The organism is Pseudomonas putida, assembly GCF_004357765.1.
Taxonomy (GTDB): Bacteria; Pseudomonadota; Gammaproteobacteria; order Pseudomonadales; family Pseudomonadaceae; genus Aquipseudomonas; species Aquipseudomonas putida_U.
The window spans coordinates 236,077-261,498 of record NZ_SMTE01000010.1 but is presented as its reverse complement, the minus strand read 5'-3'; the positions used below and the strand labels follow the sequence as shown (position 1 = coordinate 261,498).

General features: G+C 62.7%; 23 protein-coding genes. 14 read left to right on the top strand and 9 right to left on the bottom strand.

From position 1 onward, the window contains the following. Positions 1 to 6 precede the first annotated feature (6 nt). The 3 genes from E2H86_RS17180 to E2H86_RS17170 are packed head-to-tail and all read right to left on the bottom strand — an operon-like array spanning position 7 to position 2,299. Positions 7 to 303 carry an amidase gene (locus tag E2H86_RS17180; RefSeq protein WP_133329945.1) on the bottom strand — a complete coding sequence of 99 codons (297 nt, stop codon included), beginning with the start codon at positions 301 to 303 and terminating at the stop codon, positions 7 to 9. Beyond that, positions 300 to 1,367 carry a serine hydrolase domain-containing protein gene (locus E2H86_RS17175; protein WP_133329943.1) on the bottom strand — a complete coding sequence of 356 codons (1,068 nt, stop codon included), beginning with the start codon at positions 1,365 to 1,367 and terminating at the stop codon, positions 300 to 302. Before E2H86_RS17175 ends, E2H86_RS17180 begins: the two co-directional genes overlap by 4 nt. A gap of 44 nt (positions 1,368 to 1,411) precedes the next feature. Next, the gene (locus E2H86_RS17170; protein WP_133329941.1) at positions 1,412 to 2,299 is read right to left on the bottom strand and encodes an acyl-CoA dehydrogenase; all 888 of its coding nucleotides are present in this window, start codon (positions 2,297 to 2,299) and stop codon (positions 1,412 to 1,414) included. 162 nt (positions 2,300 to 2,461) lie between these two features. Here E2H86_RS17170 and olsB point away from each other — a divergent pair, with 162 nt between their 5' ends. After that, positions 2,462 to 3,217, top strand: a complete 756-nt coding sequence (gene olsB, locus E2H86_RS17165; protein ID WP_133329939.1) for an L-ornithine N(alpha)-acyltransferase — start codon at positions 2,462 to 2,464, stop codon at positions 3,215 to 3,217. Then, positions 3,217 to 4,005: a lysophospholipid acyltransferase family protein gene (locus tag E2H86_RS17160; RefSeq protein ID WP_133329937.1), complete on the top strand. Its 789-nt coding sequence runs from the start codon at positions 3,217 to 3,219 to the stop codon at positions 4,003 to 4,005. The genes olsB and E2H86_RS17160 overlap by 1 nt, the downstream gene beginning before the upstream one ends. A 123-nt stretch (positions 4,006 to 4,128) precedes the next feature. On the opposite strand, the gene E2H86_RS17155 is transcribed toward E2H86_RS17160, so the two are convergent. Continuing rightward, positions 4,129 to 4,713 (bottom strand): ACP phosphodiesterase, encoded by a 585-nt coding sequence (locus E2H86_RS17155; protein ID WP_133329935.1) that lies wholly within the window; start codon positions 4,711 to 4,713, stop codon positions 4,129 to 4,131. 143 nt (positions 4,714 to 4,856) lie between these two features. Between E2H86_RS17155 and E2H86_RS17150 the strand changes: the two genes are divergently transcribed. Together E2H86_RS17150 and E2H86_RS17145 are read left to right on the top strand one after the other, a co-directional pair. Then, positions 4,857 to 5,159 carry an ArsR/SmtB family transcription factor gene (locus E2H86_RS17150; protein WP_133329933.1) on the top strand — a complete coding sequence of 101 codons (303 nt, stop codon included), beginning with the start codon at positions 4,857 to 4,859 and terminating at the stop codon, positions 5,157 to 5,159. 29 nt (positions 5,160 to 5,188) lie between these two features. Further along, complete coding sequence (locus E2H86_RS17145) at positions 5,189 to 6,238, top strand: alkene reductase (RefSeq protein WP_133329931.1); 1,050 nt, start codon at positions 5,189 to 5,191, stop codon at positions 6,236 to 6,238. A gap of 72 nt (positions 6,239 to 6,310) precedes the next feature. Here E2H86_RS17145 and E2H86_RS17140 read toward each other — a convergent pair whose 3' ends face one another. The 3 genes from E2H86_RS17140 to E2H86_RS17130 all read right to left on the bottom strand — a co-directional run bounded on the left by E2H86_RS17140 (position 6,311) and on the right by E2H86_RS17130 (position 9,155). Continuing rightward, positions 6,311 to 7,132, bottom strand: a complete 822-nt coding sequence (locus E2H86_RS17140) for an ATPase (protein ID WP_133329930.1) — start codon at positions 7,130 to 7,132, stop codon at positions 6,311 to 6,313. Positions 7,133 to 7,219: 87 nt separating this feature from the next. After that, positions 7,220 to 8,215, bottom strand: coding sequence for an NAD-dependent epimerase/dehydratase family protein (locus E2H86_RS17135; protein WP_133329929.1), 996 nt, complete (start codon positions 8,213 to 8,215; stop codon positions 7,220 to 7,222). Positions 8,216 to 8,264: 49 nt separating this feature from the next. Then, positions 8,265 to 9,155: a LysR family transcriptional regulator ArgP gene (locus E2H86_RS17130; protein ID WP_133329927.1), complete on the bottom strand. Its 891-nt coding sequence runs from the start codon at positions 9,153 to 9,155 to the stop codon at positions 8,265 to 8,267. 120 nt (positions 9,156 to 9,275) lie between these two features. On the opposite strand from E2H86_RS17130, the gene E2H86_RS17125 reads away from it, so the two are divergent. The 10 genes from E2H86_RS17125 (at position 9,276) to E2H86_RS17080 (ending at position 24,371) form a co-directional block, all read left to right on the top strand. Then, entirely contained in the window at positions 9,276 to 9,875 is a 600-nt protein-coding gene (locus tag E2H86_RS17125) for a LysE/ArgO family amino acid transporter (RefSeq protein WP_133329925.1), read from the top strand. A gap of 204 nt (positions 9,876 to 10,079) precedes the next feature. Beyond that, positions 10,080 to 10,676: a superoxide dismutase gene (locus E2H86_RS17120; protein ID WP_012312902.1), complete on the top strand. Its 597-nt coding sequence runs from the start codon at positions 10,080 to 10,082 to the stop codon at positions 10,674 to 10,676. A gap of 272 nt (positions 10,677 to 10,948) precedes the next feature. After that, positions 10,949 to 13,000, top strand: coding sequence for a putative bifunctional diguanylate cyclase/phosphodiesterase (locus E2H86_RS17115; protein WP_165976081.1), 2,052 nt, complete (start codon positions 10,949 to 10,951; stop codon positions 12,998 to 13,000). A 147-nt stretch (positions 13,001 to 13,147) separates the two neighbouring features. Next, positions 13,148 to 14,485, top strand: coding sequence for an imelysin family protein (locus tag E2H86_RS17110; RefSeq protein WP_133329921.1), 1,338 nt, complete (start codon positions 13,148 to 13,150; stop codon positions 14,483 to 14,485). A 220-nt stretch (positions 14,486 to 14,705) separates the two neighbouring features. Then, positions 14,706 to 16,133: a di-heme oxidoreductase family protein gene (locus E2H86_RS17105; protein WP_133329919.1), complete on the top strand. Its 1,428-nt coding sequence runs from the start codon at positions 14,706 to 14,708 to the stop codon at positions 16,131 to 16,133. A gap of 17 nt (positions 16,134 to 16,150) precedes the next feature. Further along, positions 16,151 to 17,215, top strand: a complete 1,065-nt coding sequence (locus E2H86_RS17100) for an imelysin family protein (RefSeq protein WP_133329917.1) — start codon at positions 16,151 to 16,153, stop codon at positions 17,213 to 17,215. A gap of 2 nt (positions 17,216 to 17,217) precedes the next feature. Continuing rightward, complete coding sequence (locus E2H86_RS17095) at positions 17,218 to 18,315, top strand: DUF1513 domain-containing protein (protein WP_133329915.1); 1,098 nt, start codon at positions 17,218 to 17,220, stop codon at positions 18,313 to 18,315. A gap of 172 nt (positions 18,316 to 18,487) precedes the next feature. Further along, complete coding sequence (locus E2H86_RS17090) at positions 18,488 to 19,636, top strand: efflux RND transporter periplasmic adaptor subunit (protein WP_133329913.1); 1,149 nt, start codon at positions 18,488 to 18,490, stop codon at positions 19,634 to 19,636. Between the two features lie 12 nt (positions 19,637 to 19,648). Beyond that, complete coding sequence (locus E2H86_RS17085; protein ID WP_133329911.1) at positions 19,649 to 22,693, top strand: multidrug efflux RND transporter permease subunit; 3,045 nt, start codon at positions 19,649 to 19,651, stop codon at positions 22,691 to 22,693. 490 nt (positions 22,694 to 23,183) lie between these two features. Then, positions 23,184 to 24,371, top strand: a complete 1,188-nt coding sequence (locus E2H86_RS17080) for a Bcr/CflA family efflux MFS transporter (RefSeq protein WP_133329909.1) — start codon at positions 23,184 to 23,186, stop codon at positions 24,369 to 24,371. Positions 24,372 to 24,492: 121 nt separating this feature from the next. Here E2H86_RS17080 and E2H86_RS17075 read toward each other — a convergent pair whose 3' ends face one another. Together E2H86_RS17075 and E2H86_RS17070 are read right to left on the bottom strand one after the other, a co-directional pair. Continuing rightward, on the bottom strand, positions 24,493 to 24,720 hold the full coding sequence (locus tag E2H86_RS17075; RefSeq protein ID WP_133329907.1) for a hypothetical protein: 228 nt from the start codon (positions 24,718 to 24,720) through the stop codon (positions 24,493 to 24,495). Next, positions 24,720 to 25,418: a lipopolysaccharide kinase InaA family protein gene (locus E2H86_RS17070; RefSeq protein ID WP_133329905.1), complete on the bottom strand. Its 699-nt coding sequence runs from the start codon at positions 25,416 to 25,418 to the stop codon at positions 24,720 to 24,722. Before E2H86_RS17070 ends, E2H86_RS17075 begins: the two co-directional genes overlap by 1 nt. Positions 25,419 to 25,422 lie beyond the last annotated feature (4 nt).

Here is a 25,422-nt window from a genome sequence, read left to right as displayed (position 1 = left end):
CCGACCTTACGGCAGCAAGCGGCAACCCGCGCGCTGGCCCTGCCACTGCGCCTGGTCGTGCCGGCCCAGAGCCACGGCTGTCACCCGCCGTAGCTCGCGGTCCTCTTCGAGGCGCGACAAGGGCAGCCATTGCCTGACGTAGCCACGGCAGTACGCCTCGTCGAAGCCCATGACGAAACGGCACGAGCAATATTCCTTGGCCGAGTAGGCCGGAAGAATCCCGGGAAAGTCTGCCAATGCCTGGCGCTCGTGCCAGGCCCAACTGCACAGGGCTACCAGCAACACCACCAGCAAGCGCTTCACGCGCCCTCCCCGGCAATGGCGGCCAGCACACGCTTGATCATTTCGTTGTGGCTATAGCTGGCATCGCGGTCATCGCCGTACCGCACGATCGTCACCTTCTGCTCAGGCAGTACATACAAGGCCTGTCCCCAATGGCCGAGCGCGGCGAAGGTGCTCACCGGTGCGTCCGGCCAGGGCGCCTGGCTGCCGGCCAGCGGCTGATTGAGCCACCAATGGCCACCAGGATTGGCTTCGCCGGGCAGCGCCCGGGCCGACGGGGACAACATGGTATTGAACTCGACCCAACTCGCCGGCAACAGCTGGCGGTCACCCCAACGCCCTCTGCGCTGCATCAGCAAACCGATTCGCGCCAGGTCGCGGGCAGTCAGGTACAGATAGGAAGAGCCGACAAAGGTGCCGCTGCCGTCGCGTTCCCACGTGGCACTGGTGATGCCCAGAGGTTCGAACAACGCCCGCCACGGGTAATCGGCATAGGCTTCGTCACCGACCATGCCGCGCAGGGTCGCGGCCAGCACATTGCTGTCGCCGCTGGAGTAGAGAAACCGCTTACCGGGGGCTTCGGCGGCAGGGCGCGCTGCCGTATAGGCGGCCATGTCGTGGCGCCCACCGGTATAGAGCATCGCCACCACCGAGGACTTCAGCGGCGCGTATTCGTAGTCTTCCTGCCAATCCAGTCCACTGGACCAGTGCAGCAGATCGGCGAGGGTGACCTCGGGATGAGTCTGCATGGGGGAGTAGAAGCGCGCTGCCGGGTCTTGCAGCTGAAAGCGTCCTTGACCCTGGGCCACACCCAGCAGCGTGGCCACCACACTCTTGCTGACCGACCAGGTCAGGTGCGCGGTGTCGGCGCGGGTAGGTGCGCTGTAACGCTCGTGGATGATGCGCCCGTCACGGACGATCAGCAGGGCATCGGTGCGGATGCCGCTGCGCTCGGAGGGGTTGCGCAGGGGGAACGCGTAGGCGTCGACGACCGTCCAGTCGATGGCTGTGCGGTCGACGGGCCAGTCCTCGGCCCAGGCTGGCAAGGTCAACAGGCCGAAGATTATGTACACGAACTTGGACATGATGTGGCCCTGGGATCCAACGGATCACACAACTTCTCAGGCCTTCATGACAATCCTGCAGCCGCCCAAGCCTTGGCCAGACGCTTTTCCCGCGCCGCCGTGGCCAGCGCCAGCACCCCCTGGTCCCGCTGCCACAGTTGCGCCCACTGCTCCGGCCCCGCCAGCAGCGCTTTGTCGATCGCCCCACGCAGCGCCTGGAATTGCGAAAACAAGCCTCCCAGCAGCAAGTGACAGCCGACGCTGTCGGCGCACTGCCGGCTGCCCTCGGCACAGCCTGCGAGCAACCCCAGCAAGCGCAGACGGAGCTCCTGCGGCCAGGCGCACTCCTGACCGACGCCATACAGCCAGGCGGTCAATGCAGTGAGCACGTACAGATCTTCAAGCGAGCGGAACGGCTTCACGTAAGCGTCCCAGCCATCCCCGGCCAGCAGCTCGCACGCCGCCTGCTGCAGATGCAGGCGCGCATGCCCGACTTCAGGCATCAGCGGCAAGGTCGGCAGGGCCTCGAGCGTGACGCCAGGCTCACCCGGATAGACCACCGCCAGGTTCAGTCGCGGCTTCTCGCCCTGCCCTTCGCTGCGCGCCGCCACCAGCAGCCACTCGGCGTCCAACCCGGCGGTGACGAAGTCCTTGTCACCACACAGACGCAGGCCGTCCAGGCGCACCTGCATGTCGGCAGGCATCACGCTGCGGCGCTCGGTCGCGCACAAAGCGCCAAGCCCATCTGGGGCACTGGGCCAAAGGACGCGCAACGCAGACTGGTAACCCACCAGAAAGGCCAGCCCCGGCGTAGCCATGGCCCGCCCGCCAAGGACCGCTAGCTCGAAGGGAGCGACAGCACCGAGGCGCTCGCGCAAGGCAGCATAGGTCTCGCCCAAGGTGCCAGTCAGAGGATGACGAAACGGATCGTTGAGACGTTGCAACCACGGCATGTAACGCACCTCTCGAAGATTGCAGAAGCGGGTGGGGAGCATGCGGGGTGTCATGCAAGCATCACCAAAGGTTCACAGGGGTGACACCGCATCTACCTAGGCTGACTTTGCAGATAAAGCCGACCGGCCGCAACCCTCTTGGCTGGCTTAGGGAGACTCGCAATGACTCGGATCGCTCACTCTGGCGCCACCAGCTCCAACCGCCGCCTGCAAGCCGAACGCCTGGTCGGCGCCACGGCCCTGCAGGAAGCCCAGGCGCTGCGCTACAAGGTGTTCAGTGCGGAATTCAAGGCCAAGCTCAAAGGCGCCGAACAGGGCCTGGACATGGATGAATACGACGTTCACTGCCGCCACATCGGGGTTCGCGACCTCAGCACCGGCGAGCTGGTAGCCACCACCCGCCTGCTCGACCACCAGGCCGCCAGCAGTCTCGGTCGCTTCTACAGCGAAGAGGAATTCAGCCTGCATGGTCTGCTGCAGTTGCAGGGCCCGATCCTCGAACTGGGCCGTACCTGCGTGGCACCGGACTATCGTAATGGCGGCACCATCGCCGTGCTCTGGGGCGAGTTGGCCGAGGTGCTCAATGAAGGCCGTTACAGCTACCTGATGGGCTGCGCCAGCATCCCCATGCAGGATGGCGGGGTGCAGGCGCATGCCGTGATGCAGCGCCTGCGTGAACGCTACCTGTGCAACGAGCACCTGCGTGCCGAGCCAAAAAACCCCCTGCCCAACCTGGCGCTGGCGGGCAACGTCATCGCCGAAATGCCGCCGCTGCTCAAGGCCTATATGCGCCTTGGGGCAAAAATCTGCGGTGAGCCTTGCTGGGACGAGGACTTCCAGGTGGCCGATGTATTCATCCTGCTCAAGCGCGACGACCTGTGCCCGCGCTACGCCCGTCACTTCAAGGCGGCGGTCTGATGCCCAAGCTGCGGGTGATCGCCCGCCTCGCCCGATTGACCCTGGTCCTCCTGCTGGGGCTGTGCATGGCCGGCGTCATCGCCGTGGGTGAACGCCTGGGGATGAGCGCCTCGATCGGCCATCGCCAACGTTGGGCCTGCCTGTTCATGAAACGTCTGGTCGCCGCCCTGCCGTTCGAAGTGCAGGTGAGCGGCGAACTGCCTCAACGACCGATGCTATGGGTCAGCAACCATGTGTCCTGGACCGATATTCCACTGCTCGGCATGTTGCTGCCGCTGTCGTTTCTGTCCAAGGCCGAAGTGCGTCACTGGCCTGTGGCCGGCTGGCTCGCCGACAAAGCCGGAACGCTGTTCATTCGCCGGGGCGGTGGCGACAGCCAGCGTCTGCGCGAACAGATCGGCAGGCAACTGGGGCTGGCTCGGCCGCTGCTGATCTTCCCTGAAGGCACCACCACCGACGGTCGCCAGTTGCGCACCTTCCATGGACGCCTGCTGGCCGGCGCCATCGACCGTGGCGTAGCGCTGCAGCCGGTGGCCATCCAGTACTTGCGCGATGGCGAGGTGGACCCGATTGCGCCCTTCATTGGCGATGACGACCTGGTCTCGCATCTGATGCGTTTGTTCGCCGCACCACGGGGGCAGGTACGCATCCAGTTGCTGCCGGCGATCAGCAGCGTGGGCAAGGAGCGTGCGGCGTTGGCGTTCCAGGCTCAGCAGGCGATCCATGGGGCGTTGTTCGGGGTCGAGGAGGTCGAGGTGGCGCCTAGGCGGCAAGCGCGGGCGGCCTGAGTCATCCACTGTCTGTACCGGCCCTTTCGCGGGGCAAGCCCGCTCCCACAGATAGCCCATAGTTGTCAGGTACCTAGGGTTACTGTGGGAGCGGGCTTGCCCCGCGAAAGGGCCGGTACAGGCTTAACTGTCAGCCGCACGCCCCGCCGCCGCAAACGCCTGCAACTGCGGATAGAACTCACGAAAATCCGCCAACAGCGGCTCGTACAACCGCTCCAGTTCCCCCATCACCCCGTGCATACCCTCAGGCCGGGACAACCGCCGCGCTATGCCGTTGAACACCTGCTCAAGGGTGGCGAAGTCACCATAGGCGCCGAGCCAGTCATCCGCGGCCATGTACGGCGCAATACGCGCCAGCCGTCCCGGCAACTGGGGTTCAGCCAGCAATACCCGATAAAAGTCGCCGGTGAACTGCTCCAGCGGTTGCTCGGCATAATCGGCCCAGTGCCGCGCCAGGCAATGATCGAAAAACACATCCAGCACGATCCCGGCGAAGCGTCGTCGGGCCTGGGGAAAGCGTGCCAGAGCCGCCAGTACCAGCGGGTGCCGATCGGTATAGCTGTCAATCTGCCGATGCAGGCGGATCGCCGCTTCCAGCTCAGGGGCGAAGCGGCCCTCCAACGAGCCTTTGACGAAGTCGCCGTATAGGCTGCCGAGCAGTTGTTGCGGCGCAGGGCCGCCCAGGTGCAGATGCGCGAGGTAGTTCATGGGCGCATTCTAGCACTGCACCCTGCCGTATCGCCGTTACCCGATATAGCCATTGCTGCTCTGCTCATAACCCCTTCGTATTTGTATATCGCGAAATACCGATTTATATTTCGGAAAAATTCGATACACCACAGGCTCGAACCATGGCACTCGATCTCGACGACATCATCAAGGCACTGGCCCATCCGGTGCGGCGCGAAATCCTCGGCTGGTTGAGGGACCCCGCTGCCCAGTTCCCCGACCAGTACCACAGTACCGAGCATGGCGTATGCGCGGGTCAGATCGACCAACGTTGCGGCCTGTCGCAGTCGACCGTCTCCGCCCACCTGGCCACCTTGCAGCGGGCCGGCTTGATCAGCAGCCAGAAGATCGGCCAATGGCACTTTTTCAAACGCAACGAGGACACCATTCAGGCATTCCTCGAGCAGTTACGCCAGACACTCTGAATTTCAATGCTACTTGCGAGGTAAACCGTATGACCACGCTGTTCAGCCCCCTTACCGTGGGCGACCTACAATTGCCCAACCGCATCATCATGGCCCCGCTCACCCGCTGCCGCGCCGATGAAGGCCGAGTGCCCAACGCCCTGATGGCCGAGTACTACGTGCAACGCGCCAGCGCCGGGTTGATTCTCAGCGAGGCGACCTCGGTCAGCCCGATGGGCGTTGGCTACCCCGATACCCCCGGTATCTGGAACGATGAACAGGTGCGCGGCTGGACCAACGTCACCCGCGCCGTGCACGCCGCTGGCGGGCGCATCTTCCTGCAGTTGTGGCACGTTGGACGGATTTCCCACCCAAGCTACCTCAACGGCGAGCTGCCAGTGGCCCCAAGTGCCATCCAACCCAAAGGCCATGTCAGCCTGGTCCGCCCACTGACCGAGTTCCCCACCCCGCGGGCACTGGAAACCGAAGAGATCGCCGACCTCGTCGAGGCCTACCGCAATGCAGCGGAAAACGCCAAAGCCGCCGGCTTCGATGGCGTGGAGATCCACGGCGCCAACGGCTACCTGCTCGACCAGTTCCTGCAAAGCAGCACCAACCAACGCAACGACCGCTACGGCGGCTCGCTGGAAAACCGCGCACGGCTGCTGTTGGAAGTGACTGACGCCGCCATCGAGGTCTGGGGCGCCGGCCGGGTCGGCGTGCACCTGGCCCCGCGTGCCGACTCTCATGACATGGGCGATGCCAATCGCGCCGAGACCTTCACCTACGTGGCACGCGAGCTGGGCAAACGCGGCATCGCCTTCATCTGCTCCCGCGAGAAGGAAGCCGATGACAGTATCGGTCCGTTGATCAAGGCAGCGTTCGGCGGCCCCTATATCGTCAACGAACGGTTCGACAAGGCCAGCGCCAGCGCCGCACTGGCCAGCGGCAAGGCAGACGCGGTGGCATTCGGCGTCCCGTTCATCGCCAACCCGGACCTGCCGGCCAGGCTGGAAGCGGATGCACCGTTGAACCAGGCACATCCGGAAACCTTCTACGGCAAAGGGCCGGTGGGCTACATCGACTACCCGCGGATGTGACCCCGACCATCGCCGACAAGCCGACTCCTAGCGGTAGGAGCCAGCTTGCCGGCGATGGGGCCGCGTCCGACCTCAAGGCCGGGCGTTGATCTGCTGCTGCAGATTCTGGATCTGACTCTGCAGGGTGTTCAACTTACGCGTGGTCTGCCCACGAAACGCATCGAACTCCTGCACCGATGCGCCGGCAGACGCCGCTGGGCGATTCTCCACCTGACTCTTGAGCACCAGCACATCCTGCTCGAGGCTCTCGATCGCCGCACTCGGGTTGCCCTGTTTCTTCAATGCCGCCACCTCGTTGCTCAGGCTCTTGAGCTGGCCATCGAGCTTGCCACCGTCGACCTGCCCCGACTTCAACGCCGCCAGCTCGCTGTTCACCGCCTTGAGCTGGGCCTGCAACTGGGTCTGCAGTTCGGTGACCGCTTTTTGCTGCTCACGGGTGTCGGCCAGCACTTGTTCGAGGCGCTTGCCCAGGTCGCCGGTCTGCCCGGCCACACCCTGCTGCTGCTTGCCTTGCTCGGCGAGACTGGCCTGCAACTGTCGGATCTGCAGTTTCAGCGCTTCGCTGCCGGTGTTGACCGAAGATTCGCTGGCATCGACCTTGCCGCTGATCGCCTGTAGGCGCCCTGCCGCTTCTTCGCTGATGCGGGCGAAGCTTTCCTGGGTCGCCACCAGTTGCTGCTCCATCAACGAGATCTGCTGGAAGCTCCACCAGCCCAAACCTGCCAGGGCAATGAATGAAGCCCCCAAGAGTGCCCAGAGCGGTCCCGTGGCTGCAGGCCTCGCGGCTTTCTGGCGGCTGCGCGCCACGTGCGCCGGCAACAGTTCATCGTCATCCGGGGTACCGGCACGCAGGGTGGGTACGTCATCGAAATCATCACGGGCATCGTTACGCATGGGTGCATTCAACCGCGGTAGTAGCAAAGGGGCATGAGTATAAACCGCTTGCGCGGCGCACTGATGACCATCATCGGTCGATCTGGTTCACTGGCCCAGTGGTTGATGCTTCCACCAGGCGCAGAATTCATCCAGCGCGGTCCACAGGCTGACCTTCGGTTCATACCCCAGATAATGCCGGGCTCGGCTGATGTCGAGGGTGAAGTCACGGCTCATCACCTGCATGCCCAGGCGCGTCAGGGTGGGCTGCGGCCGGCCCGGCCACAACAGGCAGGCCGCCTCGTTCAGCGCGGCCAGGCTGTAGGCCAGGCCGAAGGAGCGGTAGCGGGTGACCTGCGGCAACTGCATCTGGCGCATCACGTAGTTGACCACATCCCACAGCGGGACCGGGGCGCCGTTGCTGATGTTGTAGGCCTGGCCCAGGGCTCGGTCCTCGGCGAACAGTGCGCCGAGCAACGCTTCGTTGAGGTTGTGCACGCTGGTGAAATCGACCTTGTTCAACCCATTGCCGATGATCGCCACGCGGTGTTTGCGCTGCATCTGCATCAGCCGCGGAAAGATGCTCGCATCGCCGGCTCCGGTGACGAAACGCGGGCGCAGCGCCAGCACTTCCAGACCGAACTCCTGGGCGCCGAACACCTTTTGTTCGGCCAGGTATTTGGTGCGCGCGTAGTGATCGTGGAAGCGACGCGGGACCTGGTCCTCGCGCAGGTCCAGGTGCGGTCGGCCATCGAAATAGATCGATGGCGAAGACAGATGCACCAGACGCCGCACATGTTCTTTCAGGCAGCCTTCGACGATGTTCTCGGTGACCACCACGTTGGCCTGGTGAAAGTCCTGATACCGCCCCCAGTTACCCACCGCGCCAGCGCAGTGCACCACAGCGTCGACGCCCTGGCACAGGCGCCGGGCCAGTTCGGCATCGCCCAGGTCGCCGGGAATGAACTGCGCGCCCCGCTTGACCAGGTGCTCGACGCCTTCGGCGCGTCGGCCATTGACCCGCACCTCCAGGCCCTGCTCCAGGGCAAAACGCGCAAAGCGCCCGCCGATGAAACCGCTTGCCCCGGTAACCAGAATTCGCATGTAAGACCCTGCCTTGCCAGATTTCAGATGCAACAGACGCCAGCCGCGCCTACAACGGCACCAGCCATTGCCCTGCGCTGTGGCGCAGGTGCTCGGTCAGTTGCGCGAGCAATTGCCCGCCACTGCGCCAATGATGCCAGTACAGCGGCACATCGATGGGTGTATCGGCACAAATTTCCACCAATTTGCCAGCGTTGAGCTGATCGCGGGCCTGCAGCTCGGGCACCAGCCCCCAGCCCAGTCCCGCTTCGGTCATGCGCAGAAAGCCTTCAGACGAAGGGCACAAGTGGTGCAGAAAACCTTCTTGAATACCCAGCGATGCCAAATAACGATGCTGCAGGAAATCATCCGGCCCGTAGACGATCGCCGGCGTCCTGGCCAGGCGCTCCGCCACGAACCCCTGTGGGAAATTGCGCGCCATGAACTGTGGACTGGCCAGCGCCCGATAGCGCATGGCGCCAAGCGCCAGGCTCCGCGCACCGGCCACCGGCCGTTCGCTGCCACACAGGCAGGCGGCGACCTCGCCGGCACGCATGCGCTTGAGGCCAACATCCTGATCTTCTACCACCAGGTCGGTGAGCAACTGATGCTCGGCGCAGAAAGTGCCCACCGCGGCGGCCCACCAGGTCGCCAGGCTGTCGGCGTTGAGGGCGATGCGCAAGCGTTCCGGCGCACCTTGCTCATCCAGCGCCGGCACCTGGCGCTGCAGGTCGCGCTCGAGCAGACGCACCTGCTGCACATGGTTGAGCAACTGGCGCCCCACGTCGGTGGGGCTCGGCGGCGTCGCACGGACCAGCACCGGCTGGCCCACCCGTGCCTCGAGCAGCTTGATGCGTTGGGACACCGCCGATTGCGACAGGCCCAGGACCTGGGCGGCGCGCTCGAAACCGGCTTGCTCGATGACGGCCGCGAGGGCTGCGAGCAGTTTGTAGTCGAACATCGATTTTCCTAATGTGCAATCAGCACTATTTGTTTTTCTTATACAACGCGCGCTCACACAATGGCCAGCATCCCTACGTTATCGTGCCCCCTTCGCGGCGGCCCCTGGAGTGTTTTTCCCATGTGGCAGAGTTATTTGAACGGCATGCTCGTGGCCTTTGGCCTGATCATGGCCATCGGCGCACAGAATGCCTTCGTCCTGGCCCAAAGCCTGCGCCGCGAGCACCATCTGCCCGTGGCAGCGTTGTGCGTGGTGTGTGACGCCCTCTTGGTGGCCGCCGGGGTATTCGGCCTGGCCACGGTGCTGGCGCACAACCCGACGCTGCTGGCGATCGCCCGCTGGGGAGGCGCGGTGTTCCTCCTCTGGTACGGCGCCAAGGCCCTGCGCAGCGCCTGCTCCAAACAGAGCCTGCAGCACCAGCAGGGCCAGGGCCTGCGCTCGCGTCGGGCAGTGCTGCTGAGCGCGCTGGCGGTGACCCTGCTCAACCCCCATGTGTACCTCGACACCGTGTTGCTGATCGGCTCGCTCGGCGCCCAGCAGAGCGTGCCAGGTGCCTACGTGGCCGGCGCCGCGAGCGCCTCGCTGGTGTGGTTCTCCACCCTGGCATTGGGCGCTGCCTGGCTGGCCCCGTGGCTGGCCCGGCCGGCTACTTGGCGGATGCTCGACCTGATGGTCGCGGTGATGATGTTCGCGGTGGCGGCACAGTTGATCTTTAGCTGAACGTCAGGCTTTGATGCCGCTGATCGGCAACCGCGCGCCGCTCTGGAACCTCTATTCCCTATCTTTGTTGCGTGGTTATGCGCCGGGGCGGGTGCTATGATCCAGCCCTTGCGTCGCAAAGAGTAAAAACTCGCCGACGCACATCGGGCCGCCCGTGATCGGCCTTGCGCAAACCGCAAACAGACCTGAATCAGGAGATCCACCATGGCTTTTGAATTGCCGCCGCTGCCGTATGCCCACGATGCCCTGCAGCCGCACATCTCCAAGGAAACCCTGGAGTATCACCACGACAAGCACCACAACACCTACGTCGTGAACCTGAACAACCTGGTCCCAGGCACCGAATTCGAAGGCAAGACCCTGGAAGAGATCGTCAAGAGCTCTTCGGGCGGCATCTTCAACAACGCCGCTCAAGTCTGGAACCACACCTTCTACTGGAACTGCCTGTCGCCAAACGGCGGCGGCCAGCCAACCGGTGCCCTGGCTGAGGCCATCAACGCCGCATTCGGTTCCTTCGACAAGTTCAAGGAAGAGTTCACCAAGACTTCGGTCGGCACCTTCGGTTCCGGCTGGGGCTGGCTGGTGAAGAAAGCCGACGGCTCCCTGGCCCTGGCCAGCACCATCGGCGCCGGCTGCCCGCTGACCAGCGGCGATACCCCGCTGCTGACCTGCGACGTCTGGGAACACGCCTACTACATCGACTACCGCAACCTGCGTCCGAAGTACGTCGAGGCGTTCTGGAACCTGGTCAACTGGGCGTTCGTCGCCGAGCAGTTCGAAGGCAAGACCTTCAAGGCCTGATTGCTTCAGACCTGACCAAAGAACCCGGCCCAGTGCCGGGTTTTTTCATTGCCTCGCGGGCAATGATGGATTCCCGGGAAACGCTTGCTCACCCTCAATAGCGCGCTACCATCAAATTTCGGGCAAGTGGACACGCCGCTCTCAAGTCGCAGGCGTTGGCAACCGATACACTGTCAGGGCAGACCCGGCATTGCGTGCAGGCCTGGACTCGATAGTGTATTGCCAACGATAGTGGCAAAATGCTGGTATGCGCATGGATTAAGGAAACTCCATTGAAGCTGGAATTGCGGGACAGCTTATCGATCAAGTTGCTCAGGGTCGTGCTCCTTTCGGCGCTGGCGGTCGGCGTCGTGCTCAGCTGCGCGCAGATCGTCTACGATACCTACAAGACCCGCCATGCCGTGGACACCGATGCCCAGCGTATCCTCGACATGTTCCGCGACCCGTCCACCCAAGCGGTGTACAGCCTGGACCGGGAAATGGGCATGCAGGTAATGGAAGGCCTGTTCCAGGACGAGTCGGTACGCATGGCCTCCATCGGCCACCCCCACGAAACCATGCTCGCGCAGAAATCACGCCCGTTGCGCGAGATGTCCATGCGCTGGCTGACCGACCTGCTGCTGGGCCCGGAACGCAGCTACAGCATCCAATTGGTCGGCCGCGGCCCTTACAGCGAGTACTATGGCGATCTGAAGATCACCCTCGATACCGCCGACTATGGCAAGGAATTTCTGATCAATGCGGTGATCATCTTCATCTCGGGCGTGCTGCGTGCTCTGGCCATGGGCCTGGTGTTGTACCTGGTGTACCACTGGTTGCTGACCAAGCCGCTATCGAAAATCATCGAGCACCTCACGCAGATCAATCCTGACCGTCCCAGCCAACACCAGATCCCCCAGCTCAAGGGTCACGAGAAAAACGAGTTGGGGGTTTGGGTCAACACCGCCAATCAGTTGCTGGCCTCCATCGAGCGCAACACCCACTTGCGCCATGAGGCCGAGAACAGTCTGCAGCGCATGGCCCAGTACGACTTTCTCACCGGTTTACCCAACCGTCAGCAACTGCAGGAGCAACTGGACAAGATCCTCGTCGACGGGGGCCGCCTGCAACATCGCGTTGCGGTGCTGTGCGTAGGCCTGGACGACTTCAAGGGCATCAACGAACAGTTCAGCTATCAGGTAGGTGATCAACTGCTGCTGGCGCTGGCCGACCGCCTGCGTGCACACAGTGGCCGCCTGGGCGCCTTGGCGCGGCTGGGCGGCGACCAGTTCGCCCTGGTCCAGGCCAACATCGAACAACCCTATGAGGCTGCAGAGCTGGCGCAGAGCATCCTCGACGACCTGGAAGCCCCCTTCTGCGTCGACCAACATGAAATCCGCCTGCGCGCCACCATCGGCATCACCCTGTTCCCGGAGGACGGCGACAGCACCGAGAAGCTCCTGCAAAAGGCCGAGCAGACCATGACCCTGGCCAAGGCCCGCTCGCGCAACCGCTATCAGTTCTATATCGCCAGCGTCGACAGCGAAATGCGTCGACGCCGCGAGATGGAGAAAGACCTGCGCGAAGCGCTGCCACGCAAGCAGCTTTATCTGGTCTATCAGCCCCAAGTCAGCTATCGGGACCAGCGCGTGGTCGGTGTCGAGGCCCTGTTGCGCTGGCAGCACCCGGAGCTGGGCATGGTTCCGCCGGACCAGTTCATTCCCCTGGCCGAACAGAACGGCAGCATCATCGCCATCGGCGAATGGGTACTCGACCAGGCGTGCCGACAACTGCGTGAATGGCACGACCTGGGCTTCTGCGAACTGCGTATGGCGGTCAACCTGTCGACCGTGCAACTGCACCACAGCGAACTGCCCCGGGTGGTCAACAACCTGCTGCAGGCCTACCGCCTGCCGCCGCGCAGCCTGGAATTGGAGGTCACCGAAACCGGCCTGATGGAAGACATCAGCACTGCTGCCCAGCACCTGCTGAGCCTGCGCCGTTCCGGGGCTTTGATTGCCATCGACGATTTCGGCACCGGCTATTCCTCGCTCAGCTACCTCAAATCACTGCCACTGGACAAGATCAAGATCGACAAGAGCTTCGTCCAGGACCTGCTCGACGACGATGACGACGCCACCATCGTTCGCGCCATCATTCAGCTGGGCAAGAGCCTGGGCATGCAAGTGATCGCCGAGGGCGTGGAAACCGCCGAGCAGGAGGCTTACATCATCGCCCAGGGCTGCCATGAGGGCCAGGGCTACCACTACAGCAAACCGCTTTCGGCCCGAGAAGTGACCCACTACCTCAAGCAGGCCCAGCGCAACCACGCATCGATGTTGTAACCCCCACACGCCCGGTGACATTGCGTCACCCCCATTTACACGAATTGCGCCCACGCCCCTTTACAGCAAATGCAAATCTTTCGCATGATGTTGCCGTTTCGCGTGCCCAGGCACACAGTCCAACCACACGACGCAGGAAAACCAATAATGATTCGAATGCCTCTGGCCTCCGCCAGTCTGCTGGCCATCGCCATCGCTCTTGCCGGTTGCGGCGAGGGCAAGGATGACAAGGCAGCCGCTCCGCAAGCTCAGGCACCCGCTGCCGCCAGCACTGCCGCTGCCGCGCCGGGCGCTGTCGATGAAGCCGCCGCCAAGGCCGTGGTCAAGCATTACACCGAGATGGTCTATGCCGTGTACAGCGATTCGCTGAGCACTGCCAAGACCCTGCAGAGCGCGGTCGACGCGTTTCTCGCCACCCCCAACGACGATACTCTGAAGGCCGCCAAGGCCGCCTGGGCTGCCGCACGCGTCCCGTATCTGCAGAGCGAGGCCTTCCGCTTCGGCAATACCATCATCGATGACTGGGAAGGTCAGGTGAACGCCTGGCCGCTGGACGAAGGCCTGATCGACTACGTCGACAAGAGCTACGAGCACGCCTTGGGTAACCCGGGTGCCAGCGCCAACATCATCGCCAACACCGAGATCCAGGTCGGCGAAGAGAAGATCGATGTCAAGGACATCACCCCCGAGAAGCTCGCCAGCCTGAATGAACTGGGCGGCTCCGAGGCCAACGTCGCCACCGGCTACCATGCCATCGAATTCCTGCTCTGGGGCCAGGACCTCAACGGCACCGGTCCGGGCGCGGGCGCCCGTCCTGCTTCGGACTACCTGGAAGGCAAAGGCGCCACCGGGGGCCACAACGAACGTCGTCGCGCCTACTTGAAAGCGGTGACTCAACTGCTGGTGCAAGACCTCGAGGAAATGGTCGGCAACTGGGCGCCGAACGTCGCCGACAACTACCGCGCCAAGCTCGAGGCCGAGCCTGCTACCGAAGGCCTGCGCAAGATGCTGTTCGGCATGGGCAGCCTGTCGCTGGGCGAACTGGCCGGTGAGCGCATGAAGGTCTCCCTGGAAGCCAACTCGCCGGAAGACGAGCAGGATTGCTTCAGTGACAACACCCACTACTCGCACTTCTACGACGCCAAGGGTATCCGCAACGTCTACCTGGGCGAATACACCCGTACCGACGGCACCAAGCTGACCGGGCCGAGCCTGTCGTCCTTGGTGGCCAAGGCTGACCCGGCCGCCGATGCCACGCTGAAGGCCGACCTGGAGTCGACCGAGGCGAAGATCCAGGTGATGGTCGACCACGCCCTCAAAGGCGAGCACTACGATCAGCTGATCGCGCCGGACAACGCCGCGGGCAACCAGATCGTGCGCGACGCCATCGCCGCCCTGGTCAAGCAGACCGGCGCGATCGAGCAGGCTGCGGGCAAGCTGGGTATCGACAACCTGAACCCGGACACTGCCGACCACGAATTCTGATTGGTGGACGCGCGGTAACGAGAGAGGCGGCCTTTGGGTCGCCTTTTTTATGCCTGCCGTAGGGGATTTGCCGGCTGTGAGATCGAGCCCCACCATCAAACCCAAACCCACAGGCCCGCTGACACCATTTTCATGCAGCAATTGCAAATTGCTCTTATTCAATCTTCTTCACTTTGCTAAGCTTGCTCGCCGGTTTTTTCGCTCTCGCCCAGGATCGTAGATGTCCTTGTCGCTCTCCCGACTCCCCTGCCTGCTGTTGGCCCTCGCCCTCGCTGCCTGTGACGACGCACCGCGTTTCACCCAGGCCGAGCCCGGCGAAGCGCTGTCTGGTGGCCAGGCGACGGTGATGCGCAGCGACCGCAATGCGTTCTCCATGCCTTCGGCCAACCTGTCACCCGAGCAGCGCGTGGACTTCGCCGTCGGCAACAGCTTCTTTCGCAATCCCTGGGTGATCGCCCCCTCGACCACCACCGCCCGTGATGGTCTGGGCCCACTGTTCAACACCAACGCCTGCCAGAACTGCCACATCCGTGATGGCCGTGGCCATCCACCCAAGGCGGACGGCAACAATGCGGTGTCGATGTTGGTACGCCTGTCGATCCCCGATCAGCCTTACTACGCCAAGGTCATCCAGCAACTGGGCGTCGTTCCGGAGCCGACCTACGGTACCCAACTGCAGGACATGGCCGTGCCCGGCGTGGCGCCGGAAGGCAAGGTGCGTATGACCTACGAGCCGGTGCCGGTACGTTTCGCCGACGGCTACCAGGTGGAGCTGCGCCGCCCGACCCTGCAGATCACCCAGCTGGGCTACGGACCGATGCACCCGGACACGCGCTTCTCCGCCCGCGTGGCGCCGCCGATGATCGGTCTCGGCCTGCTCGAAGCCATTCCCGAGGCCGATATCCTCGCCGCGGAAGACCCGGACGACCGCAATCACGATGGTATCCGCGGCCGTGCCAACCGGGTGTGGGACGATGCCCTGGGCAAGACCGTGATCGGGCGCTTTGGCTGGAAGGCCGGGCAACCCAACGTCAACCAGCAGAACGTGCACGCTTTCGCCGGCGACATGGGTTTGACCAGCACCCTCCAGCCCAAGGACGATTGCACCGCCGCTCAGACCGACTGCCTGGCCCAGCCCAACGGCGATGGTGCCGGCGGTGAGAAGGAAGTCAGCGACAACATCCTGCGCCTGGTGACGTTCTATACCCGCAACCTGGGTGTCCCGGCCCGCCGCGACGTCGATTCGCCTCAGGTGCTGGCCGGCAAGAACCTGTTCCACCAAGCCGGTTGCCAGGGGTGCCACACTCCGCAGTTCACCACCTCCAGCCAGGCCGCAGAGCCTGCACTGGCGAATCAGGTGATCCGCCCTTACAGCGACCTGCTGCTGCATGACATGGGCCCAGGCCTGGCAGACGAGCGCAGCGAATTCGCCGCCAATGGCCAGGACTGGCGTACTGCCCCACTGTGGGGTATCGGCCTGAGCGAAACCGTCAGCGGTCACACTCAATACCTGCACGACGGTCGTGCCCGCAATCTGCTCGAGGCCGTGCTCTGGCACGGCGGCGAAGCCCAGGCGGCACGTGACCAGGTACTGGCTTTCGATGCCGAGCAGCGCGCCGCGTTGCTGGCTTTCCTGAACTCACTTTAACGCGCAAGGAGCCGGGCATGTTCCGACCCAAACTGTTGTTCACCAGCCTCGCCGCACTCGCCCTCGGCGCCTGCTCGCCACAAGATCCCCAAGCCGTGACCTCGGCTGCGATCGCCAAGCAGGTGATCCTGCCGACCTACAGCCGCTGGGTGGAAGCCGACCGCAATCTTGCGGCCAGTGCCCTGGCCTACTGCGAAGGCAAGGAAAGCCTGGACAAGGCCCGCGCGGATTTCCTCGAAGCGCAAAAGGCCTGGGCCGAACTGCAACCGCTGCTGGTCGGCCCACTGGCTGAAGGCAATCGCGCCTGGCAGGTGCAGTTCTGGCCTGACAAGAAGAACCTGGTAGGCCGTCAGGTCGAGCAGTTGGTCAACGGCGACAACCCAGTCGACGCGCAGAGCCTGAACAAGGCCAGCGTAGTGGTCCGCGGTCTTTCGGCCTACGAGTACATCCTGTTCGACAGCAAACCGGACATCGCCAGCGACGAGCAGAAGGCGCGCTATTGCCCGCTGCTGGTGGCCATCGGCGAGCACCAGAAGGCCCTGGCCGAGGAGATCCTCAAGGGTTGGAACAGCACCGACGGCATGCTGTCGCAAATGACCAAGTTCCCCAACCAGCGCTACGCCGACTCCCACGAGGCGATCGCCGATCTGCTGCGCTCCCAGGTCACCGCCCTGGATACCCTGAAGAAAAAGCTGGGCGCGCCGATGGGCCGCCAGAGCAAGGGCATCGCGCAGCCACTGCAGGCCGAGGCCTGGCGCAGCCACTCTTCGATCCAGAGCCTGGAAGCCACCCTCAAGGCGGCCCAGGCGGTGTGGGTCGGGGTCGACAACCAAGGCATGCGCGGTTTGCTGCCCAGCGATCAGAAAGCCCTGGCACAGAAAATCGACGATGCCTACGCCAGCGCACTCAAGCTGCTGGCCGACAACCAGAAGACGCTGGGCGAGCTGCTGGCCGACGACGCCGGCATGCAGATGCTCAACCAGCTCTACGACAGCCTCAACGTCGTCCACCGCCTGCACGAAGGCGACCTGGCCAAGGCGTTGAACATCCAGCTGGGCTTCAATGCCAACGACGGTGACTGATCATGCTGCGACGCCAGGCCCTCAAACTCGGTAGTGTATTGCTCAGCGCCCTGACCCTGGGCGGCTGGAGCCTGATGCGCAACAAAGGCAGCGAACCCTTGCTGCTGTCGGCGCGTGATGATGGCGACGGCAAGCATTATGCGGTCGGGTTTCGCCTGGACGGCACCCAGGTGTTCAGCACCCAGGTAAGCCAGCGTTGCCATGCCATCATCCACCACCCCGAGCGTCCGGTCGCCCTGTTCGTCGCTCGTCGTCCGGGTACTGAAAGCTACCTGATCGACCTGCGCGACGGGCGCCTGTTGCAGACCGTCGCTTCCCAGCCGAACCGCCATTTCTACGGCCATGCGGTGATCCACAAGGAGGGTGAGTGGCTGTACGCCACCGAGAACGACACCACCGAGCCAGGGCGTGGGGTACTCGGGGTGTATCGCTTCGAAGGCGAACGCCTGACGTACACCGGCGAAATCCCCACCCACGGCATCGGCCCCCATGAAGTCGCCTGGCTGCCCGATGGCGAGACCTTGATCGTTGCCAACGGCGGTATCCGCACCGAAGCTGAAAGCCGCGTCGAGATGAACCTTGACGCCATGGAGCCGAGCCTGGTGCTGATGCAACGCGATGGCACCTTGTTGAGCAAGGAGACGCTGGCCCAGCAGATGAACAGCGTGCGCCACCTGGCGGTGGGTAGCGATGGCACCATCGCCGCCTGCCAACAGTTCATGGGAGACGCCGACACCACCGCCGAGCTGCTGGCGATCAAGCGCCCAGGCGAGCCGTTCAAGGCCTTCCCGGTGCCAGAGCAGCAATTGCAATCGATGGCCCAGTATACCGCCAGCGTTGCCATTCACAGTGAGCTGCGCCTGGTGGCACTGACTGCGCCGAGGGCCAATCGCCTGTTCGTCTGGGACCTGGACAGCGGTGCGGTGCGGGTCGACGCGCCGATGCCCGATTGTGCCGGGGTCGGGGCGGTCAAGGATGGTTTCGTGGTCACTTCCGGGCAGGGGCGCTGCCGCTATTACGACTGCCGCAAGGCGGACCCGGTCGCGCAGCCGATGAACCTGCCATCGGGGTTCTGGGACAACCACCTGCACCTGGTCTGATCGTTCGCCGGTCTGAACCGGCCTCTTCGCGGGTAAACCCGCGAAGAGGCCCGCTCAGGCAATGCATTTCCCCCCGCGCCAAAAACAGTCAATACTTGCCCCATCCACACGTGGGCAGGATCGCCCGTTGTCGTGTCAAAACCTATAACAAAACCGCCAAGGAATCGGACCTATGTTGCGCCGCCGCATGCTCATCATGTTGGCCGTCGTTCTGCTGATCGTGCTGGCACTGGGGGGTTACAAGGCCTTCTCGATCTACCGGCAGATTCAGGTGTTCACTGCCCCCAAGGCGCCCATCACCGTGGCGGCCAGCCTGGCCGAAGAGCGCCTGTGGCAGGAGCGGCTGCCCGCTGTCGGGAGCCTCAAGGCTCTGCAAGGCGTCGAACTGAGCCTGGAGCAGGCCGGCACGGTCAAATCGCTGCATTTCGACTCTGGCCAGCACGTCAAGGTCGGCCAGTTGCTGCTGGAGCTGGACAGCGACCAGGAAGCGGCCCTGCTCGGCACCGCCCTGGCCGACCTCGGCCTGGCCAAGGTCGACTACGGCCGCGGCAGCCAGCTGGTGGGCGACTCGGCCATTTCCAGAGGTGAGTTCGACCGCCTGACCGCCCAGTACCGCCGCAACCAGGCGGTGGTCGACCAGCTCAAGGCATCGCTGGCGAAAAAAAGCATCAGCGCGCCTTTCAGCGGCACGATCGGCATCCGCCAGGTCGACGTCGGCGACTACCTGGCCAGTGGCACGGTCATCGCCACCTTGCAGGACCTCGCCAGCCTCTACGTCGACTTCAATGTGCCCGAGCAGGCCTTGCCGAAGCTGAGCCTGGGCCAACGCGTGCTGGTGGAGGTGGCCGCCTATCCAGGCCAGACCTTCCCGGCCAGCCTCAGCGCGATCAACCCCAAGGTCGACGAAGCGACCCGCAACCTGCTGGTGCGCGCGACCATGGCCAACCCGGACGGCAAACTGCTGCCTGGGATGTTCGCCAGCCTGTTGCTGTTGCTGCCCGATCCACAGCCTCAGGTGGTGGTGCCGCAAACCGCCATCACCTACACCTTGTACGGCAACTCGGTCTATGTCGCCACGCCGAAGAACAACGCCGATGGCCAACCCGAGCAGGACGACCAAGGACAACCACGGCTGATCGCCGAACAGCGGACGGTACACACCGGCGAGCGTCGCGACGGCGTGGTGGTGGTCAGTGAAGGCCTGCGCCCTGGCGAACAGGTGATCACTGCCGGGCAGCTCAAGTTGTCCCCTGGCGCGGCCATCCGCATCGGCAAGGACCAGGTCCTCGAGCCCGAGCAACGCTCACCGGCCAAGGACTGAGAGGAGGCAGGCATGGCGCTCACCGACCCGTTCATCCGCCGCCCGGTGCTGGCCTGCGTGGTCAGCCTGCTGATCCTGCTGCTGGGCATCCAGGCCTGGAGCAAGCTACAAATCCGTCAGTACCCGCAGATGGAAAACGCCCTGATCACGGTCACCACCGCCTACCCCGGCGCCAACGCCGAGACCATCCAGGGCTACATCACCCAACCGCTGCAGCAGAGCCTGGCCAGCGCCGAAGGCATCGATTACATGACCTCGGTGAGCCGCCAGAACTTCTCGGTGATTTCCATCTACGCGCGCATCGGTGCCGACAGCGATCGACTGTTCACCGAGTTGCTGGCCAAGGCCAATGAAGTGCGCAACCAGCTCCCGCAAGATGCCGAAGATCCGGTACTGGCCAAGGAAGCCGCCGACGCTTCGGCACTGATGTACATCAGTTTCTACAGCAAGCAGATGAGCAACCCACAGATCACCGACTACCTGTCACGGGTGATCCAGCCCAAACTGGCGACTCTGCCGGGCATGGCCGAGGCCGAGATCCTCGGTAACCAGGTATTCGCCATGCGCATCTGGCTCGATCCGGTGAAACTGGCAGGGTTCGGCCTCTCGGCCGTCGATGTGACCGAAGCCGTGCGGCGCTACAACTTTCTCGCCGCCGCCGGAGAAATCAAAGGCGAGTACGTGGTCACCAGCGTCAACGCCAGCACCGAATTGAAGTCGGCCGAGGCCTTCGCCGCCCTGCCGCTGAAGACGTCCGGCGATACCCGGGTGCTGCTCGGCGATGTGGCGCGGGTGGAGATGGGCGCGGAAAACTATGACACCGTCAGTTCTTTCGATGGCATTCCCTCGGTGTACATCGGCATCAAGGCGACTCCCGCCGCCAACCCGCTGGATGTGATCAAGGAAGTGCGCAAGATCATGCCGGAGCTCGAGAGCCAACTGCCCTCGGCGCTCAAGGTATCGATCGCCTACGACGCGACCCTGTTCATCCAGGCCTCCATCGATGAGGTGCTCAAGACTCTGGGCGAAGCGGTGCTGATCGTCATCGTCGTGGTGTTCCTGTTCCTCGGCGCTCTGCGCTCGGTACTGATCCCGGTGGTGACCATTCCCCTGTCGATGATCGGCGTGCTGTTCTTCATGCAGATGATGGGCTACTCGCTGAACCTGCTGACCTTGCTGGCGATGGTACTGGCCATCGGTCTGGTGGTGGACGATGCCATCGTCGTGGTAGAGAACATCCACCGCCACATGGAGGAAGGCAAATCGCCGTTCGACGCGGCGCTCGAAGGCGCCCGCGAGATCGCCATGCCGGTGGTGTCGATGACCATCACCCTGGCCGCGGTGTATGCGCCTATCGGCTTTCTCACCGGCCTGACCGGCGCTCTGTTCAAGGAATTCGCCCTGACCTTGGCCGGCGCGGTGGTGATCTCGGGCATCGTCGCCCTCACCCTGTCGCCGATGATGTGCGCGCTGTTGTTGCGCCCCGAGCAGAATGCCAGTGGGCTCGCCCAGCACCTGGATACCCTGTTCGAACGGCTCAAGGTGCGTTATCAGCGATTGCTGCATACCACCCTCGACAGTCGGCCGGTGGTGCTGGTATTCGCGGTCCTGGTGCTGTGCCTGATCCCGGTGTTGCTCAAGTTCACTCAGAACGAGCTGGCCCCCAACGAGGACCAGGGCGTGATCTTCATGATGAGCAGCTCGCCACAGCCGGCCAACCTCGACTACCTCAACGCCTACACCGACCAGTTCACGCCCTTGTTCAGGACCTTTCCGGAATATTACTCGTCGTTCCAGATCAACGGCTTCAACGGTGTGCAGAGCGGTATCGGCGGCTTCCTGCTCAAGCCCTGGAACGAACGCGAACGGACCCAGATGGAGCTGCTGCCGCAGGTACAGGCCAAGCTGGAACAGATCAGTGGCCTGCAGATCTTCGGATTCAATCTGCCTTCGCTGCCCGGCACCGGCGAGGGCCTGCCCTTCCAGTTCGTGATCAATACCGCCAGCGACTATCCGGCCCTTCTGGAGGTGGCGCAGCGGGTCAAGGAGCGTGCTCAGGCCTCGGGCAAGTTCGCCTTTCTCGACATCGACCTGGCCTTCGACAAGCCGGAGGTAGTGGTCGACATCGACCGGGCCAAGGCGGCGCAGATGGGGGTGTCGATGGATCTGCTGGGCGGGACCCTGGCCACCCTGCTGGGGGAAGGCGAGATCAACCGATTCACCCTGGAGGGCCGCAGCTACAAGGTGATCGCCCAGGTCGAGCGCGCCTTCCGAGACAACCCGAACTGGCTGAACAACTATTACGTGAAGAACGACCAGGGCCAACTACTGCCGCTGTCGACCCTGATCAGCCTGAGCGATCGCGCCCGGCCGCGGCAGCTCAACCAGTTTCAGCAGCTCAATTCAGCGATCATTCAGGGCGTACCGCTGGTGAGCATGGGCGAAGCCTTGCAGACCGTGCGCGACATCGCCCGCGAGGAAGCAGCGGAGGGCTTTTCGTTCGACTATGCCGGCCAGGCTCGACAGTTCGTACAGGAGGGCAGTGCCTTGTGGGTGACCTTTGGCCTGGCGCTGGCGATCATCTTCCTGGTACTGGCGGCGCAGTTCGAGAGCTTCCGCGATCCGCTGGTGATCCTGGTGACGGTACCGCTGTCGATCTGTGGCGCATTGTTGCCATTGTTCCTCGGCGTTTCGAGCCTGAACATCTACACCCAGGTCGGCCTGGTCACGCTGATCGGCTTGATCACCAAGCACGGCATCCTGATCGTCGAGTTCGCCAACCAGTTGCGCGAAGAGCAACAACTGACCGCGCGTGAAGCGGTGGAACAGGCCGCCGCCATCCGCCTGCGGCCAGTGCTGATGACCACGGCGGCGATGGTCTTCGGCATGGTGCCGTTGATCCTGGCGACGGGCGCCGGAGCGGTGAGCCGCTTCGACATCGGCATGGTGATCGCCACCGGGATGTCGATCGGCACCCTGTTCACCTTGTTCGTGTTGCCCTGCATCTACACGCTGCTGGCGCACAAGGCGGCGGCCAAGCAGCCTACGGTAGCCTGAATTGGCATTGGCCTTTTCGCGGGCGATCCCGCGGAAAGGCCGAAAAGCCAGAACCAAAATCCCGAGTAAAAAGCACTGCCCCGCAACACAATCTAAAACTCCCCCATCCAGGTTCCTCTATTGAAAGAGATTCCGGTAAAAACCCCTACAATATTATCGGAAATTTCACCACACTCTTCAGCTTGTGCATCTTGGACTAACCGCTATTATCAAAACTTCGCAATTCTGCGACAGAGATCAGAATGTCGAAAACAAGATGAAAACCACTAACATGGAATGCACACAATTGGCGAACATGGCCCACCTAGTCAAAACACCAAACAAGCCTTAAACCGTAAACCCGCCGAACAGTTGATCACTGAAACATAAATGGAAATTGGATGCTGCGAATGCTGACTCTATCCAAAATGATGCTTAGAGCAATAATGCGCACTGACTTGTTGGAGGAGGACCGCTATGCATTACAGTTCAGGTCCACTGGACTGACAGCATGAGCCAGACCGAAAGTTCAAGACACTCCATTCTCCGCCCAGTGCTTTTGATTCTTTTATGCCTGCTGGGTGTTTTTCCTCTGGATGTCATCCTTCCTTCGTTCCCAGCACTAGCAGACGCCTTTCGAGTAGAAGCCACGCAAATTGCCTACTCCGTTAGTTTCTTCGCGTTTGGCGTGGCGGTGGCGCAAATGGTGATTGGCCCTCTGTCAGATCGAATCGGACGCAAACGGTTGCTACTTGGAGGGTTAGGGGTGTCCATTGCGGGAGCTGTTGGCTGCCTACTTTCAACTAACTACCAAATCTTTATGGCTTTTCGATTATTGCAAGCCGTTGGCTGTGGAAGTTTGGTTCTTGGCCAAGCTCTCGTGCAAGACTTATATAGCGGCAACCAGCGTAACGCCATGCGTATCTTGTTGACGAGCGCCAGTGGTTTGTTCATCTCAATCTCCCCCGTCGTTGGTGCGTTTCTTCAACAGCTACTCGGCTGGACAGGCAGCTTTACGGTATTTATTGCACTAGCCAGCGCTGTCATCTTACTTGCATGGAGTCTACTTAAACAAACACCTGATCTTCGACAGGAAAACTCAGGCATACAAGGCTATGTTCCCATGTTGCGTGACACGGTCTATATTACCTATTCCCTACAGGCGACTTTTGCATTTGCCTGCCATTTTTCCTTTATCGTTATTGCACCCTTGGTACTCATGGAACAACTGGGCCTCACGCCATATCAGTTCTCCGTTGTGTTCATCGCCTACGGGCTGGCGTATGTTGTCGGTGGGGCAGTCGCGACATACTTGAACAATCGCGTCAGTGCGCAAGCTCAAATTCTCACGGGATTCCTGCTGATAGGTACCGCAGGTGCCTCTCTATTGATTTGGCAGTGGGCAGTAGGGCTGACTGTGATAGGTCTGATGACACCCATGATCTTGTGTACAGCAGGCACTACGATGGTGCGTTCCGCAGCTGCCACGCAGGCTTTAGGCCGCTATCCACAGCAGGCAGGGGCAGCGGCGTCGCTCAACACCACAGTGCTGTTTGCTGGAGGTGGTTTCGCTGGCACGTTGATTGCGTCAGCTGAGCATCTGCTTCCCATGAGTTTGGGGATCTTATTCATGAGCAGTGCACTTGGCGGGTGCCTGCTACGCATGTGCCTGAAAGGCAATAGCATGCAGCAATGCTGACTTCTGCCTGATCCGGCCCCTTCGCTGCGGTTCGACGCCTCGAAGAGGCCGAAAGGCAGACACAAAAAAGCCAGAGTCCCCGCCATTGCGGGGCCTCTGGCTTTTCCAGCTAACGCAGGATTCAACCAATCGGCCGCAACCCTTGGCGCAGGCCGAACAGGAACAGCAACAGGTCATGATCCGGCTGCGCCGTCTCCTGTACCTTCACCGTCCGTGGCAACGGGCACTGCTCAGCCATTTCAGCTTTGCTGAAAACCACCGGCCGTGGTTCTTCCCAAGCCGCCACCGCCGCGGTGGTCACCACTAGGCCGGCCAACAGGAACAAAGCTCGTGCGATTTCTAGTTTCATCACTCTAACCCTTTGACAGCGCTGCCAAACGCCATCTTGTAAAAGTAGAGCAGCGTGTGCCACTGCGCCTCTTTGAACGACGAGTGGCGGCGCAACTGGCGCAGGTCGTTGGCGGCTGCGCGCTGGCGACTGATACGCCGGCGGCACTTCTCCAGATCCAACAGGGCAACCTCGGCCCTGGCCTGCTCGCCACTACCGGTGATCTTGACGAACACATGCTTGCCATACAGGCAGCCATGCTGCCAGTGGCCCAGGTGCATGCGCGCCAGGTTGTCGGCCAGGTCCTTGAGCATGCGCTCGTGCACCACTTGCGGATAACGCTCCCAGGCGCCTTCGGCCATCCAGGTATCGAGGTCGACGAAACCGTCGAGGGCTTCGCTGACCAGCAATGCCCGCCATTGATGATCGGCATCGCGCTGGGCACCGGCGAACACGATGCGCGGCACTCGCACACCGAGTTGTTCGAAACTGTTCAGCGCATCCAGTTCGCGCAGCACGGTCGGCCGGCCAAACGGATAGCGCAGGCTGCGATAGATATGCCCGACCTGACGCTTGGCGTACAGCAGATGCCCGTTGGCGTCATTGAGACGCTGCACACCGCTTTCACCACCGCGCCGCTGGTTGGGTTCCTCGACCCATTCACCTTGCTGGCGCCAGAAGTAATCGAACCTAGATTCCCCATTCTGGGCTACACCCATCAAA

What these genes read in the sequence shown, in the direction of transcription:
- E2H86_RS17175 (WP_133329943.1), bottom strand. Translation starts at nt 1,367, where the DNA reads ATGTCCAAGTTCGTGTACATAATCTTCGGCCTGTTGACCTTGCCAGCC.
- E2H86_RS17170 (WP_133329941.1), bottom strand. Translation starts at nt 2,299, where the DNA reads ATGCCGTGGTTGCAACGTCTCAACGATCCGTTTCGTCATCCTCTGACT.
- olsB (WP_133329939.1), top strand. Translation starts at nt 2,462, where the DNA reads ATGACTCGGATCGCTCACTCTGGCGCCACCAGCTCCAACCGCCGCCTG.
- E2H86_RS17160 (WP_133329937.1), top strand. Translation starts at nt 3,217, where the DNA reads ATGCCCAAGCTGCGGGTGATCGCCCGCCTCGCCCGATTGACCCTGGTC.
- E2H86_RS17155 (WP_133329935.1), bottom strand. Translation starts at nt 4,713, where the DNA reads ATGAACTACCTCGCGCATCTGCACCTGGGCGGCCCTGCGCCGCAACAA.
- E2H86_RS17150 (WP_133329933.1), top strand. Translation starts at nt 4,857, where the DNA reads ATGGCACTCGATCTCGACGACATCATCAAGGCACTGGCCCATCCGGTG.
- E2H86_RS17145 (WP_133329931.1), top strand. Translation starts at nt 5,189, where the DNA reads ATGACCACGCTGTTCAGCCCCCTTACCGTGGGCGACCTACAATTGCCC.
- E2H86_RS17140 (WP_133329930.1), bottom strand. Translation starts at nt 7,132, where the DNA reads ATGCGTAACGATGCCCGTGATGATTTCGATGACGTACCCACCCTGCGT.
- E2H86_RS17135 (WP_133329929.1), bottom strand. Translation starts at nt 8,215, where the DNA reads ATGCGAATTCTGGTTACCGGGGCAAGCGGTTTCATCGGCGGGCGCTTT.
- E2H86_RS17130 (WP_133329927.1), bottom strand. Translation starts at nt 9,155, where the DNA reads ATGTTCGACTACAAACTGCTCGCAGCCCTCGCGGCCGTCATCGAGCAA.
- E2H86_RS17125 (WP_133329925.1), top strand. Translation starts at nt 9,276, where the DNA reads ATGTGGCAGAGTTATTTGAACGGCATGCTCGTGGCCTTTGGCCTGATC.
- E2H86_RS17120 (WP_012312902.1), top strand. Translation starts at nt 10,080, where the DNA reads ATGGCTTTTGAATTGCCGCCGCTGCCGTATGCCCACGATGCCCTGCAG.
- E2H86_RS17110 (WP_133329921.1), top strand. Translation starts at nt 13,148, where the DNA reads ATGATTCGAATGCCTCTGGCCTCCGCCAGTCTGCTGGCCATCGCCATC.
- E2H86_RS17105 (WP_133329919.1), top strand. Translation starts at nt 14,706, where the DNA reads ATGTCCTTGTCGCTCTCCCGACTCCCCTGCCTGCTGTTGGCCCTCGCC.
- E2H86_RS17100 (WP_133329917.1), top strand. Translation starts at nt 16,151, where the DNA reads ATGTTCCGACCCAAACTGTTGTTCACCAGCCTCGCCGCACTCGCCCTC.
- E2H86_RS17095 (WP_133329915.1), top strand. Translation starts at nt 17,218, where the DNA reads ATGCTGCGACGCCAGGCCCTCAAACTCGGTAGTGTATTGCTCAGCGCC.
- E2H86_RS17090 (WP_133329913.1), top strand. Translation starts at nt 18,488, where the DNA reads ATGTTGCGCCGCCGCATGCTCATCATGTTGGCCGTCGTTCTGCTGATC.
- E2H86_RS17085 (WP_133329911.1), top strand. Translation starts at nt 19,649, where the DNA reads ATGGCGCTCACCGACCCGTTCATCCGCCGCCCGGTGCTGGCCTGCGTG.
- E2H86_RS17080 (WP_133329909.1), top strand. Translation starts at nt 23,184, where the DNA reads ATGAGCCAGACCGAAAGTTCAAGACACTCCATTCTCCGCCCAGTGCTT.
- E2H86_RS17075 (WP_133329907.1), bottom strand. Translation starts at nt 24,720, where the DNA reads ATGAAACTAGAAATCGCACGAGCTTTGTTCCTGTTGGCCGGCCTAGTG.
- E2H86_RS17070 (WP_133329905.1), bottom strand. Translation starts at nt 25,418, where the DNA reads ATGGGTGTAGCCCAGAATGGGGAATCTAGGTTCGATTACTTCTGGCGC.